This is a genomic window from Micromonospora sp. NPDC051141 (assembly GCF_044455765.1).
Classification (GTDB): Bacteria; Actinomycetota; Actinomycetes; order Mycobacteriales; family Micromonosporaceae; genus Micromonospora.
Genome location: NZ_JBITFD010000024.1, coordinates 26,442 through 39,245, shown reverse-complemented (window position 1 = coordinate 39,245; position 12,804 = coordinate 26,442). Strand labels below are relative to the sequence as shown.

General features: G+C 73.9%; 11 protein-coding genes. 1 reads left to right on the top strand and 10 read right to left on the bottom strand.

Going from position 1 to position 12,804, the window contains the following annotated elements; translation table 11 throughout:
* Positions 1-18: 18 nt before the first annotated feature.
* The 8 genes from ACIA6B_RS30890 to eccD all read right to left on the bottom strand — a co-directional run bounded on the left by ACIA6B_RS30890 (position 19) and on the right by eccD (position 6,895).
* Positions 19-345 carry a hypothetical protein gene (locus ACIA6B_RS30890; RefSeq protein WP_396778779.1) on the bottom strand — a complete coding sequence of 109 codons (327 nt, stop codon included), beginning with the start codon at positions 343-345 and terminating at the stop codon, positions 19-21.
* Positions 346-348: 3 nt separating this feature from the next.
* Entirely contained in the window at positions 349-765 is a 417-nt protein-coding gene (locus ACIA6B_RS30885) for a YbaB/EbfC family nucleoid-associated protein (protein WP_396778777.1), read from the bottom strand.
* Positions 766-787: 22 nt separating this feature from the next.
* Positions 788-2,956 (bottom strand): hypothetical protein, encoded by a 2,169-nt coding sequence (locus ACIA6B_RS30880; RefSeq protein ID WP_396778776.1) that lies wholly within the window; start codon positions 2,954-2,956, stop codon positions 788-790.
* Positions 2,957-3,065: 109 nt separating this feature from the next.
* The gene (locus ACIA6B_RS30875) at positions 3,066-3,413 is read right to left on the bottom strand and encodes a hypothetical protein (protein WP_396778775.1); all 348 of its coding nucleotides are present in this window, start codon (positions 3,411-3,413) and stop codon (positions 3,066-3,068) included.
* Between the two features lie 11 nt (positions 3,414-3,424).
* Positions 3,425-3,721: a WXG100 family type VII secretion target gene (locus tag ACIA6B_RS30870; RefSeq protein WP_107157657.1), complete on the bottom strand. Its 297-nt coding sequence runs from the start codon at positions 3,719-3,721 to the stop codon at positions 3,425-3,427.
* A 15-nt stretch (positions 3,722-3,736) separates the two neighbouring features.
* The gene (locus ACIA6B_RS30865) at positions 3,737-4,036 is read right to left on the bottom strand and encodes a WXG100 family type VII secretion target (protein ID WP_281938983.1); all 300 of its coding nucleotides are present in this window, start codon (positions 4,034-4,036) and stop codon (positions 3,737-3,739) included.
* A gap of 64 nt (positions 4,037-4,100) precedes the next feature.
* Positions 4,101-5,492 carry a type VII secretion protein EccB gene (eccB, locus tag ACIA6B_RS30860; protein WP_396778773.1) on the bottom strand — a complete coding sequence of 464 codons (1,392 nt, stop codon included), beginning with the start codon at positions 5,490-5,492 and terminating at the stop codon, positions 4,101-4,103.
* A 5-nt stretch (positions 5,493-5,497) separates the two neighbouring features.
* On the bottom strand, positions 5,498-6,895 hold the full coding sequence (gene eccD, locus ACIA6B_RS30855) for a type VII secretion integral membrane protein EccD (RefSeq protein ID WP_396778771.1): 1,398 nt from the start codon (positions 6,893-6,895) through the stop codon (positions 5,498-5,500).
* Between the two features lie 134 nt (positions 6,896-7,029).
* Here eccD and eccCa point away from each other — a divergent pair, with 134 nt between their 5' ends.
* Complete coding sequence (gene eccCa / locus ACIA6B_RS30850; RefSeq protein ID WP_396778769.1) at positions 7,030-11,046, top strand: type VII secretion protein EccCa; 4,017 nt, start codon at positions 7,030-7,032, stop codon at positions 11,044-11,046.
* On the opposite strand, the gene ACIA6B_RS30845 is transcribed toward eccCa, so the two are convergent.
* Positions 10,952-12,163 carry a S8 family serine peptidase gene (locus tag ACIA6B_RS30845; protein WP_396778767.1) on the bottom strand — a complete coding sequence of 404 codons (1,212 nt, stop codon included), beginning with the start codon at positions 12,161-12,163 and terminating at the stop codon, positions 10,952-10,954. The two genes, eccCa and ACIA6B_RS30845, sit on opposite strands and share 95 nt — an antisense overlap.
* Positions 12,164-12,172: 9 nt before the next feature.
* Positions 12,173-12,769, bottom strand: coding sequence for a sigma-70 family RNA polymerase sigma factor (locus ACIA6B_RS30840; RefSeq protein ID WP_396778765.1), 597 nt, complete (start codon positions 12,767-12,769; stop codon positions 12,173-12,175).
* Positions 12,770-12,804: the final 35 nt, after the last annotated feature.

The window sequence follows — 12,804 nt, the reverse complement described above, 5'->3', positions numbered from 1 at the left end:
TCGAGGTGACGCCGGCTGTCATGGACGCGTTCCGCCGAAGGAGGCGACGTCCGTGTTCAGTTCCTCGACCGCGCCGAGCAACTGGTTGAGCGCGGTCACCTGGTCGGCGTCGCCCGCGGACAGGTCCCGCAGGCCGTACAGCAGCATGCGGATCTGTTCGACCTGGGCGGCCAGGCCCTCGTTGAGGATCTGGTCGGACGCGTCGCGGATCGTGGTCGCGACCGGCAGGCAGTCGACGACCGCGGCGTTGAGCGTGTCGATGACGTTCTGCATGTGCGTGACGAACGGCGCGAACGACTCGCTGCGCAGCAGGTCGGTGTCGGCGTGCAGTGGTGGGGTCGGCATGCGTCAGCCCCGCTCCGCGTCCGGCACGCCGGGCAGGTCGGGGACCTGTCGCATGGCCTGGCTGATCATCTCGTCGATGTCGGCCGTCCCGTTGATCATGTCCATGATCGGCAGGGACTCGGGGAGGACCGCCGAGAACATCGAGGCGACCTCGGCGACCGCCTGCCGGCGTGCCTCCGCGATGGTCTCCACCAGCAGCTCGCCCAGCTCCCGCGGGGGCATCGAGCGGTATCCGCGCGAGTGGAACGTGATGTCGACGACCTCGCCCTGGGCGTCGACGACGACGGACAGCGCCCGGTTCCGGGACCGGACCGTGATTCTCCGGTCCGCCATGTCGTGCTGCACCCGGGCGATGGCCTGCTGGCTCTCCTCCAGTTCGGTGTAGGCCCGATCGATCTCGTCATGCCAGGAACCGGACATGCTGTTTCGCCTTTCCTCTCGACTAGCGGTTTCCGCGCCCGCGCGACGGCTCGTAGCCCGGCTGCGGTGTGCGGGGCGGTGCGGGCGTCCGGGTGGGCCGGCTGGCCGGCTGGGGTTCGAACTCCTCCCGCCCGATGACGGCGACGGTGACGTCCGGATCGGTGCCCCAGACCTCTTCCTCCTCGGCGAGCCAGGTGCTGCGCTCGCGCTCCTTCTCGTTCTGGTTGCCGCCACCTCCGCCACCCATGGGCGGCATGAACGGCATGCCGCCCATGGCGCCCATGCCGAGGCCGGCCGCACCGGTCGAGCCGTCCGCGCCCGGCGTGGCGTACGCGGCGGCGCCGGGCAGCGCGGCGAGGTTCTCGCCGCCGGAGGCCACCGAGCCGGCGCCCAGCGCCCCCGGTGGCAGGCTGCCCAGCCCGGCCGCGGCGTAGCCCGGCGGAGGCGTCCCCAGGGGACCGAGGGCGAAGCCGCTCGGCTGCCCCGGTGTCCGGATGCCGCTGGAGCCGAGGTCACCCAGTTCCGAGCCGCTCGACCCGAGGTCACCGGGATCGACAGTGGTCGGGGTGCCGCCGGAGAGCCCACCTCCGGCGGTGTCGTCGTCGAAGCCGGAGCCCGAGGCGCCGGCGCCGCTGCCGGAGCCACCGCCGACGCTGCCACCGACGCCGCCGGCGCCGGTTCCGGAGCCGCCCAGTCGGCCCGGCAGCCCGCCGCCGCTCGCCATGCCGCCGCCGACCAGGGCCGGACCGCCCGTGCCACCGCCGGCCTCCCCGCCGGACGCGCCGACCCCACCGGCGCCGTCGAGGCCACCGCCGGGGCCGCCCGTACCGTCGAAGCCGCCGGAGCCGCCGCCGGCGCTGTCGAAGCCACCGGCCCCGCCGCCGGGGCCCCCGTCGAAGCTGCCCGCGCCGTCGAAGCCGCCGGACCCGCCGTCGAAGCCGCCGCCGGCGCCACCGAACTCGCCCGCTCCGCCGGGACCGCCCGCGCCGCTGAAGCCGCCCGAGTCACCACCGAACTGCGTACCGCTGCCGCCGCCCGGCGGGGGGATGGCGGCGTTCGAGACGCCGCCGGGTGGTGGGGTGGCGCCGTCGAAGCCGGGTGGCGGCGGCCCGTCGAGACCGGGTGGCGTGTTGCCGTTGCCGGACCTCGGGTACGGCACGTGCGGCAGGGCGATGACGCCCCGCCCGAACGCCGCGATCAGGTCGTTGTAGCTCTTGATGAGCAGCCGGGTCGCGGTCTGCGAGGCGGTGTCCAGCTCGTCGTAGCGGCTCTGCCACTCCCGCTTCAGGTCGTTGTTCAGGCGTACCCACTCGGACTGTTTGATGACGTCGTAGGTGGCGTTGCCGGCCTTGCCGAGGATCGAACCGAAGTTCAACGTCCAGGTCTCCTGCCGGTCGCCGGTCGCCGCCGACCTGTCGACGTTCGCGTTCGCCGCGTCGACCTGACGCTCCATCTCCTTGAGCAGCGCGTCGACGAGGGTGTTCGGGTCGTGGTGCTGGTACGCCGTGTAGGCGCTCCACGCGTCCTTGAGACGCTGCCGGAACCGGTCGATCTCGGTCGCGGTCAGGTCGAGCACGTGTGGCCAGCCGGTGTCCACGTAGTGGTTGTAGTTGAGCTCGAACCGGCCGCTGATGTTCTCGGCGAGGCGTTGCATGCCGAGCGTCATGTCGTGCATCGCCCAGGCGAAGACGTCGGCGGCGGAGCCGTCGAACGACCCCCCGGCGTGGACCTCGTCGTACATCGCCCGGAGCCGGGCCTGGCCGGGACCGGTCAGATAGGTGTGCACGTTGCGGAAGCGGGTGGCGACGTCGCGGAACATCGCCGGGTCGAGGTACTGGTTGGTGTCGATCCCGTCGATGATCTCCCGGCTCGCGTCGACGAGCGCCTTGCCCTGACGTGCGGGCGAGTTGTCGCCGCCCTCGTAGAAGTAGACCGTGGCGCGGATGAGCTGGAAGTTGGCCATGTCGTTGTAGGCGCGGTACCGGTAGATGGTGATCTTGTTCCAGTCGGTCCCGTTGGGCATCCAGTGCTCCCACGGGCGCTGGTAGTCCTGTTCGGTGGCCGCCGAGGTCTCCCAGAACGACATGTCGAGGCCGAGCCAGGCGGGGCTGCTGACGCGGGACGAGTCGATGTCCTTGTCGGTGCCGAGAACGACCCGCATCGACTCGTCCCAGTCCATCGGCTGTGTCATCTGATCCCCTCAACGTCGACCGGCGGTGTACGTCCGGGTCGTCGGCCCGTACGGCACCGCCGCCCAGCGCGATGGCGTGCCGGGGCGGCGATGCCGGCGGGAGAAGTGGCTACTTGCCGGGCGTCGGCGAGGTGTTCCATGCCGGCGCGTTGGCGAGGAACTCCTGCGCCTGGTGACCGTTCATGCCCTCGGTGTCGTCCGTGACGGCCATGAAGTTGGTCAGTTGGGCGGCCCGGTTGCTGGCCGTGTCGCGGATCTCCGTGAGTCGCGTGCTCAGGTTCGCGCCGACGCCGGAGACCGCCCTCTGGACCTGGGCGCCGAGCGAGAAGCTGCTGTGCCCGGGCTTGAGGCTGATCCCGGCGATGTCACCGCCCGGCGAGGCGGTGACCTCCTCGGAGATCAGGGTGTTGGAACTCGCCGCCCGGGTGAGGTAGGCGTCGTCGGTGGTGATCGGCATCCCGGTCCCTCCTAGACGTTTCCGCCGAACAGCGCCGCGCCCTGGCTGTCCGCGATGTGGTAGTTCTCCCGGATGCTGTCGATGGCGGTGGCGCCGCTGCCGAGCGACGCCTGCATCTTCGCCAGCCCCTGGTGCCAGGTCTGCTGCGCCTGCTGGTACGCCGTGGCGGCGCCGCCGGCGTTGTTGGCGATGAACTGGTTGACGTACCCCTCGAGGGTGGTCAGCGAGTTGTCGATGGCCCGGGTGACACCGCGCAGCTCCTCACCGGAGTCCAGCAGGCCGTTCGGGTTCAGGGAGTAGGTCGCCATCTGCTCTTCCTCTCGTCAGTTGGTGTACCAGCGGGCGTTCTGGGCGGCCTCGTCCTCGACGTTGGACGAGATGTTCAGGTGCTGGGTCATCGCGGTGCGCAGCATCTCGAGCCCGCGCCGGACGTCGTTCAGGCCGGTCCGCCACTCGGCGAGCGAGTTGCGGTACTGGGTGGCGGCGTCGCCGCTCCAGGGCACCGACGAGCTGACCGCGTCGACCGACTGGTCGGCGGCGTTCACGTCGGCCATGGTGGTCTCGAAGGCGCTGAGCGTCTGGGTGATGGTGGCCTGATCCACCTGGTTCAGCGGTGAGGTCACGGTGTTCCTCCTACATCGGTGGTGGTGGACGGGGTGCCGGCCGGGCCGGCGGATCCTCGGGGTGTCACCTCCTCGCCGCCGCCGAGTCCAGGACCGGCCCGGTCGGCAGCAGGGACAGCAGGTTGGCCGGCACGACCCGGGCCGCCTCGACGGTGAAGCCGAGCGCCCGGACCACGTCGGCGCCGGCGACCGGGAACTTCACCCCGGCGTCGGTGACCAGGAAGTAGCTCGTCCCGTTCAGTTGCCCGGCGCGGCCCTGCCGGACCAGCCCACCCACCCCCGGCGCCACCGACACGGAGGTGGCGGTCTGCGCGGTCCGGTTCACCCCCGGCGTGTCCCCGGAGGCGGTGACCGTCGGGACCGCCCGCGCGGTCACCCGGGCCGGTCGGTCCGTCGTGGACCACTGCACGCACCAGGTGTCGCCAGCCGCCGGGCTCGCCTGGACTGGCGGTCGCGGCGGGACGCCGGCCGGCAGCGCCGGCTGCCTCGACACCGGTAGCTGGCCGAGGGCCCCGGCGCTGAGGTCCACCGGACGTACCGTCGAACCCGGGTAGGCCGCGGCGGTCGCCGGGTCGCCGAGCACCAGCGCCAGCGCGGTCTCGGCGAGCGGGCTCAGCCCGTCGCGCAGCAGCAGGAAGTAGCGGTCGGCAGTGCCGACGACGCGGGCGACGAAGACCTGGCCGATCCGGGTGGGTCGCCCGTCGACGACCGGTCCGGCGGCGCCCCGCCCGGCGACCGGCACCGGGGCGACGTCCGGGCCGGGGGGAAGCTGGTTGAGCCAGTTCGCCGTGACCACCGGGGCCGCGGGGTAGCCGAGCACCCGCGGGATCCACGGCCGGGTCAGCGTGAAGCGCTGCCCGTCCCAGATCAGGAACAGCTGCCCGCCCGGCGAGGTCACCACGAAGCCGCCGTCCGCACCGAGCGGGGTTCCGCCGGCGCCCGGGGCGAGGGTCAGCAGGGTGCCGGCGCGCGCCGTGCCGGTCCGGTCCGTCCCGCCCAGGGCGCAGACACTCCACTGCGCCCCGGCCAGCGCCGCCGGGGCGGGCGGTGAGTCGGGCGCGCCGACGATGCCGATCGGCGTGCCCCGGGGTACGGAGGTCAGCGACGCCGCGGAGACGGTCACCAGGGCGGGCCGCCGGCCGAAGATCAGGGCCGCCGACGTGTAGTTGTGCACCGGCCGGAGCCGGCCGTCGACGAGCACGAACCGGCCGCCCGACTCCTTCTCGACGATCAGCGTGCCCGGCTCCCGCCAGCGGGTGGCGCCCCCCGGCTTGAGCAGGCCGTAGACCACGACCCCGGCGACCACGAGGCAGCCGACCAGCAGCCCGGCGATCATCCCGGTGAGCAACCGCCGGTGCGGGTTCTCCAGCGCCTCCGGCTCGCCCATCACCAGGGCGGCGGTGAGCCGGCCGGTCATGTACGACTGGGCCTGCACCTGGTCCCGTCTCGACTGCACCGCGCTCAGCCCCCGATCCCACGGGCGAACCGGTACACGTCGAGCACGGCGAGGAGGACCGGCAGGACGGCCGTGGCGGCCAGCGTCTGGAGCAGGTCCCCGAGTCGACCCCAGTACGGGGTGAGCCGGCGATCGGGCATGGTCCGCGCGACGAGCAGCAGCAGGGCGGAACCGAGCGACACGGCGAGCACCGGGGCGGTGACCCGCGCCAACGGGCCGCTGGACGCCACCGCGTCGAGGGCGAGGGTGACCGCGCCGACCGCGGCGGGCGCGAGCTGGGCCAGCCGGTGCCACGCGCTCGTCATCGTCCGGGCGGCCAGGCAGCGGACCAGCGCGACCAAGCCGACCAGGGTGGCCGGCGCCCAGCCCGGGGCGATGCCGACCACGACCACGGCCACCGCCGTCGGGGCGGCGATCCCGGCGTACAGCGCGGTCATCGCCCGGTCCGCGACGGCGGCCCGGGGCAGCAGCGTGCCGCTCGGGATCGGGTCGAGGTCCTCCTGGAGATGCTCCGGCTGCGTGGGCAGCGGCGCCATCCGCAGGCCGGCGAGCCGGAAGGCGACCAGCGGCACCACCATCGTGGCCAGGGTGGCCGCCACCAGCATCGCACCGGCCGCCTGCACCGCGGTCAGGCCGGCGAACGCGGTGAGCGCGGTCGCCCCCGCGGCGAGCAGGCCGGCCACCAGCACGGCCAGCAGCGCCGGCCGGGCGTACGCCGTCGTCGTCGCGGCGACCCCGGCGACGGCCAGGACGGCCACCGAGGCGGCGAACAGGCCGGGACCGTCCGGCCGCAGACCGACCACCCCGACCCGCGGGTCGACCGCGAGCAGGCCGGCCAGGCCGGCGTACCCGGCGGCGGCGCCGGTGAAGGCGCTGCCGAACGGCCGGTCCCCGACGGCGAACGTGGCCACCAGCGCGCCGACCAGGCAGGCGGCGGCGAGCACGCCGGCGGCGCCCGCCCGGTGGCCGGCGTGGCCGGGCAGCGCGAGCGCCGCGACGCCGGTGGCCGCCAGCAGCACGGTCGCCGCCAGGGCGGCCCACCGGCTCAGTTCCGGCCGCCACCGTCCGGGCCGCTGCTTCATCCCGGTGGCGACGCCGTCGACCAGGTCGTCGAAGTCGGCCGGCGGGATCTGCTCGGACCGGGGACGCAGGTGGACCAGGTCGCCGTCGTGCAGGCCCAGCATGGCGACGGTGGAACCCTGGTCGAACGGCGCGGCGCCGAGGCGTTGCAGCACCCAGCCGCCGTGCAGCAGACCGGTCTCGACCAGGTTCTCGCCCAGGTGCTCGACCAGCACCGGCAGCAGGTCCGACACCACCACGTGCGTCGGTACGGCCACCTCCACCTGGCGGGTGGGCCCGCAGACGGTGAGGCGGCACATCTCACCGGTGGCCGAGACAGTCATGGCCGAATCAACGGATGGGTGCCGGCCGAGTTCATCCGGCGGCGGAAAAATCTGCTCCCGCTGACCCTCCTCCCGCGGATCGTGCGTTGTAGGTCGTGCCGGCTACCCCGTACCGCCGGCAGCGGAGGTGAACGGTGAGCACCGTCGTGTTCCGGCGACCGGCCCGGCGGACCGGGCCGGAGACGCCCGCGGGCGAGATCAGCCTTCAGGAACCGCCGGTGCTGCCCGAGGTCACACCCGGCGGGCTGCGCAGCGTCATGACGATCCTGCCGATGATGCTGATGTCCGGCGTGATGGCGATGATGTTCCTCGGCGGTGGCCGCGGCGTGCTCACCTGGGTGATGGCCGGCATGATGGGCGTCGCCATGGTCGGCATGCTGGTCGGCCAGCTGGCGATGAGCGCCGGGGAGCGCAAGCACCGGATGAGCGGCGACCGCCGCGACTACCTGCGCTACCTGTCGCAGCAGCGCAGGCGCGTCCGCAGGTCCATCGACCAGCAGCGGGAGGCGTCCGACTGGCGGCACCCCGACCCGTCCGCCCTCTGGTCGGTGGCGCTCACCACGCGGCGGTGGGAACGGCGCCCCAGCCACCCGGACTTCCTGGAGGTCCGGGTGGGCACCGGCCGGCAACGCCTGGCGACCCGGATGGCGCCGTTGCAGACCAAGCCGATCGAGGACCTGGAACCGCTGGCGGCGAAGTCGCTGCGGCGGTTCATCAACGCCTACAACACGGTCGCCGACCTGCCGGTGGCCCTGTTCCTGCCCGGCTTCCACCAGATCCGGATCACCGGCGACCCCGAGCGGCGCCGGGCGGTGGCGCGGGCGCTGGTCGCGCAGGTCGCCACGTTCCACGCGCCCGAGGAGGTCATGATCGCGGTGTGCGTGTCCGACGACGCCACCGAGGCGTGGGAGTGGGCGAAGTGGCTGCCGCACCTGCAACACCCCACCGAACAGGACGCGGCGGGTCCGGCCCGGCTGGCGGCTGCCAGCACGGACGCCGTGGAACGGCTGCTGGGGGAGGACTTCCTGGCCCGGCCCCGGTGGGAGGCGGGCGCCACACCGAGCCGGGACGAGCCGTTCGTGCTGATGGTCTGCGACGGCGGGCGGATCCCCGCCGGCTCCCGCCTGCTGTCCGGTGGTTACCGCAACGCGGTGCTGATCGACCTGGGTACCCCACCGACCACGGTGCCCCGCGGCCTGCTCTGGGCCGACCTCACCGACTCCGGCCTGGAACAGGTCAAGCACGACCAGGTCGGCCGGGAGGTCCGGTCCAACCTGGCCCGGCCGGACGAACTGGCCCCGGCCGAGGCCCGCAGCCTGGCCCGGATCCTCTCGCCGTACCGGCTGAGCATCACCACCGAGCCGGCCGCCGAGGCGCTGACCACCGACTTCGACATCGGTACGCTGCTGGGCGTCGCCGACCTGAGCCACCTGGACCTGACTCACGCCTGGGCCGCCCGCCCGCCCGCCCGCCGGCTGCGGATCCCGATCGGCATCGACGCCGAGGGCGCGCCCGTCGAGCTGGACATCAAGGAGTCGGCCCTGGACGGCATGGGCCCGCACGGGATGCTCATCGGCGCCACCGGCTCCGGCAAGAGCGAGCTGCTGCGCACCATCGTGCTGGGGCTGGCGATGACCCACTCGTCGGAGATCCTCAACTTCGTGCTCGTCGACTTCAAGGGCGGCGCCACCTTCCTCGGCCTGGACCGGCTTCCGCACACCTCCGCCGTGATCACCAACCTCGCCGACGAGGCCGCGCTGGTCGGCCGGATGCGCGAGGCGCTGCACGGCGAGCTGATCCGCCGCCAGGAGCTGCTGCGGCAGGCCGGCGGGTTCACCTCGGTGCTGGAGTACGAGCGGGCCCGGGCCCAGGGGCAGCCGCTGGACGCGCTGCCGACCCTGTTCGTGGTGGTGGACGAGTTCAGCGAGCTGCTGGCCACGCACCGGGACTTCATCGACACCTTCGTGATGATCGGTCGGCTCGGCCGGTCGCTCGCGGTGCACCTGCTGCTGGCCAGCCAGCGTCTGGACGACGGCCGGATCGCCGCGCTGGAGACCCACCTGTCGTACCGCATCGGGCTGCGCACCTTCTCCGCCATCGAGTCCCGCACCGCCATCGGCGTACCCGACGCGCACGAGCTGCCGACCCAGCCGGGGAACGGTTTCCTGCGGGCCGACGTGTCGTCGCTGCTCCGGTTCAAGGCGGCCTACGTGTCGGGGGCGCACCGGCCCAAGCACAAGCGGCTCGACCTCGCGGTGGTGCAGCGGCAGGTGGTGGCGTACCGGCTCGGGCACGTCCCCGTCGCGGCGACCGAGCCGCCGGAGCAACCGGCGGCGGCCGGAGCGGCCGACCCGCCCGACGAGCGCGGCCCGAGCGTGCTCGACGTGGTCGTGGACCAGTTGGTCGACCAGGGCCCACCGGCGCACCAGGTCTGGCTGCCGCCGCTGCAGCAACCACCGACCCTGGATCAGCTCCTGCCGGCGCTGGCCCCCGACCCGGAGGCCGGATTGCGGGCGGTGGACTGGCCGGGCAACAGCCTGCTGGTGGTCCCGGTGGGCTTCGTGGACAGACCGTTCGAGCAGGCCCGCGAGCTGCTCGTCGTGGACCTGTCCGGCACCGGCGGCCACCTGGGCATCGCCGGCGGCGCGCAGAGCGGGAAGTCCACCCTGCTGCGCACGCTGATCTGCGCGCTGGCGCTTACCCACAGCCCGCGCGAGGTGCAGTTCTACTGCCTCGACTTCGGCGGCGGCACGCTCGGCACGCTCGCCGACCTGCCCCACGTCGGCAGCGTCGCCAGCCGGCTCGACGCCGACCGGGTCACCCGCACCATCGCCGAGGTGAGCGCGCTGATCGCGGAGCGGGAACGGCGGTTCGCCGCCGAGGGCGTGGACAGCATGGCCGCCTACCGGGCCCGGCGGGCGGCCGGGCTGGACGACGACCCGTACGGCGACGTGTTCCTCGTGGTCGACGGCTGGTTCACGCTGCGTCAGGAGTTCGAGGCGGCGGACGCGGCGGTGCGCCAGATCGTCGCCCGGGGCCTCAACTTCGGCGTCCACCTGCTGCTCACCGCGTCCCGGTGGTCGGAGGTGCACCACGGCATGCGGGACCTGATCGGCAACCGGCTGGAGCTACGCCTCGGCGACCCGGTCGACTCGGCGATCGACCTGCGGGCCGCGGCCACCGTCCCGCACGTGCCCGGGCGCGGGTTGACCGCGCAGAAGGCGCACTTCCTGGCCGCCCTGCCCCGGATCGACGGCGTCGCCGACCCGGCCGGCGTGGCCGACGGCACCCGGGCGCTCGCCGCGGCGGCCCGGGACTTCTGGGACGGCCCGGACGCGCCCCGGGTACGCACCCTGCCGGCGGTGCTGCCGGCGACCGAGCTGCCGGCGGCCGACGGCGACCTCCGGTTGCCGATCGGCATCGACGAGGAGCGGCTCCAGCCGGTGTGGCACGACTTCGAGGAGTTGCCGCACCTGACCGTCCTCGGCGACGCGCAGAGCGGCAAGAGCAGCCTGCTGCGGTACGTGGCGGACGCGCTGGTCCGCCGCTACCCGCCACGGGAGGTGCGGATCATGGCGGTGGACTTCCGGCGGGCGCTGTTCGACCGGATCCCCGAGGCGTACCGGCTCGGCTACTCGGTGTCCGTCGACTCCACGAAGGCCACGGTGGCCGAGGCGATCGAGGGACTGAAGCACCGGATGCCCGGCACCGACGTCTCGCCGGAGCAACTGCGGGCCCGGGACTGGTGGTCGGGTCCCCGGCTGTACCTGCTCGTCGACGACTACGACATGATGGGCGGGCACGAGAGTCCGCTGCTGCGGCTGGTTCCCTACCTGGCGCAGGGCACCGACATCGGGTTCCACATGGTGTTGACCCGGGCGGCTGCGGGCGCGATGCGGATGTCGATGGATCCGCTGGTCCGCCGGCTACAGGAGACGAACAGCCCGGACGTGGTGCTGTCCTGCCCGCCGGGTGAGGGCCCGTTGCTGGGCAACACCAAGCCGAGAATCCTGCCGCCGGGGCGCGCGCTGCTCTGCACCCGCCGGGGGGCGAGGGTCATCCAGACGCCGTACCTGGACCCCGGGACACCGGCCGACGGTGTCCCCGCCGGATCCGGACCCCGGCGCCGATCAGCAGCGCCACCGCCGTGATCGCGGCGGCGAGCAGCCCGGACCGGGCGACCGCCGGATCGGCCGGAGGGGCGGTGGCGACCGAGACGGCGCCCGGGTCGAGCCGGACCGGTCGGGTCGCCGCGCCGGGATCGAGCGTCGTCATCGCGGCGTACGGGTCGACCGTGCCGGCCGGCGCGTGGGGCGTCCGCTCGGCCGTGCTGACCAGCCGGTCCCGGACCTGCGCGGCGGTCAACTCCGGGTGGTACCCGCGGACCAGCGCGGCGGCGCCGGCGACGTGCGCGGCGGCCACCGCCGTCCCGCCGACCGTGTAGTGGCCTGCGCCGGTCGGGCCGGGCACGACCGCGTCCTTCGCCGGGGCCAGCACGTCGAGGCCGCTCGCCGGCAGCGCCAGCACGGTGACCCGGCCGTTCGCGTCGACCCCGCCGACCGCTAGGACCTGCGGGTACGCGGCGGGGTACCACACCGGCGGCGGTTGTCCCGTCGTGGACGCCGGCCCGTCGTCGACCGGCGCGACGACGAGGACGTCGCGCCCGGCGGCCCGGGTCACGGCAGCGCGCAACGCCGGGGTGTCGGCCACCTGGCCGCTGCCGACCAGCACCACGTCCGCGCCCGTGTCCACCGCGGCGTCGATGCCGTCGGCGATGGACGCCGGCGTCGTACGGCGCTGTGGGCCGATGATCCGGAACGGCAGCACGGTGGCCTCGGGGGCCATCCCCACCACGCCCGTGCCGGAGGTGGGCCGGGCGGCCACGATCGCCGCCAACGCCGTACCGCGACCCAGGCAGTCCGACCGGGCGGGGCCGCCGGAGACCACGTCCCGGCCGGGCGCGACGGCGGCGCGCAGGCCGGCGGCGGCGCCGCTGACCCCGGAGTCCAGGACCGCCACCCGGACGCCCCGGCCCTGGCCGAGTGAGCGGGTCAGGTACGGCGCCATCCGGGCGACCGACCACGGGGTGCGCTCGCCGTACCGGACCGGGGACTCCCCGACGCAGCCGGTCAGCGCGGCGGGCAGGGCGGGCGGGTCCTCGTCGGCGACCGCCGGGGTGACCGCGGTGGCCAGGTGCAGGCCGGCGATCAGCGCCACGGCGGCGCACGACGCGGCGGCACGGGCGACCGGTCGGGACGAGAGGGGCATCGGCGCTCCCTACTGGTTCAGATACGTGCGCAACGCCTGCTTGGCGTAGTGGGCCCGCGACTTGACCGTCCCGACCGGGACGCCGAGCCGTTCCGCGACCTCGCTCGGGGTGCGGCCGTGGAAGTAGAGCTCGATCAGCACACCGCGCTGGTCCGGCCGCAACCGCAGCAGCGCCTCGCGGACCGCCCGCGCCGACACCACGTCGGCGATGGTGTCCTCGGACACCGACAGCTTGGTGAGATCGTCCATCACCACCTCGGACGGCCGGGACCGGCGCGACCTCAGCATGTCCACGACCAGGCGCCGGGCCACCGTGTACAGCCACGGCCGGAACGTGTCGATGTCGGTGTCGCCGTTGCGGGACAGGTGACGCCAGGCGCGGACGAACGTCTCCTGCAACAGATCCTCGGCCAGCTTGCGGTCGCCCAGCGTGAGTTTGACCAGATAGTTCAGCAACTGCTTGCTGTGCCGCTCGTGCAGCCGGGTGAGCTGGGCCTCGGCCCGGCTCGTGGGGGTGGCCGCCGCATCCACCGGCGTGGCCTGCCGCGCCTCGCCCGACCGCTCCCGGGGCGGGTTCCAGGCGGGATGATCGGCCATCGCGGTCATCGGACCCTCCATTGTCGTCACTGTCATGACGCTCC

Bases quoted from the DNA above. Each gene is read 5' to 3' on its own strand.
- ACIA6B_RS30890 (WP_396778779.1), bottom strand. From the start codon at position 345: ATGCCGACCCCACCACTGCACGCCGACACCGACCTGCTGCGCAGCGAG.
- ACIA6B_RS30885 (WP_396778777.1), bottom strand. From the start codon at position 765: ATGTCCGGTTCCTGGCATGACGAGATCGATCGGGCCTACACCGAACTG.
- ACIA6B_RS30880 (WP_396778776.1), bottom strand. From the start codon at position 2,956: ATGACACAGCCGATGGACTGGGACGAGTCGATGCGGGTCGTTCTCGGC.
- ACIA6B_RS30875 (WP_396778775.1), bottom strand. From the start codon at position 3,413: ATGCCGATCACCACCGACGACGCCTACCTCACCCGGGCGGCGAGTTCC.
- ACIA6B_RS30870 (WP_107157657.1), bottom strand. From the start codon at position 3,721: ATGGCGACCTACTCCCTGAACCCGAACGGCCTGCTGGACTCCGGTGAG.
- eccD (WP_396778771.1), bottom strand. From the start codon at position 6,895: ATGACTGTCTCGGCCACCGGTGAGATGTGCCGCCTCACCGTCTGCGGG.
- ACIA6B_RS30845 (WP_396778767.1), bottom strand. From the start codon at position 12,163: ATGCCCCTCTCGTCCCGACCGGTCGCCCGTGCCGCCGCGTCGTGCGCC.
- ACIA6B_RS30840 (WP_396778765.1), bottom strand. From the start codon at position 12,769: ATGACCGCGATGGCCGATCATCCCGCCTGGAACCCGCCCCGGGAGCGG.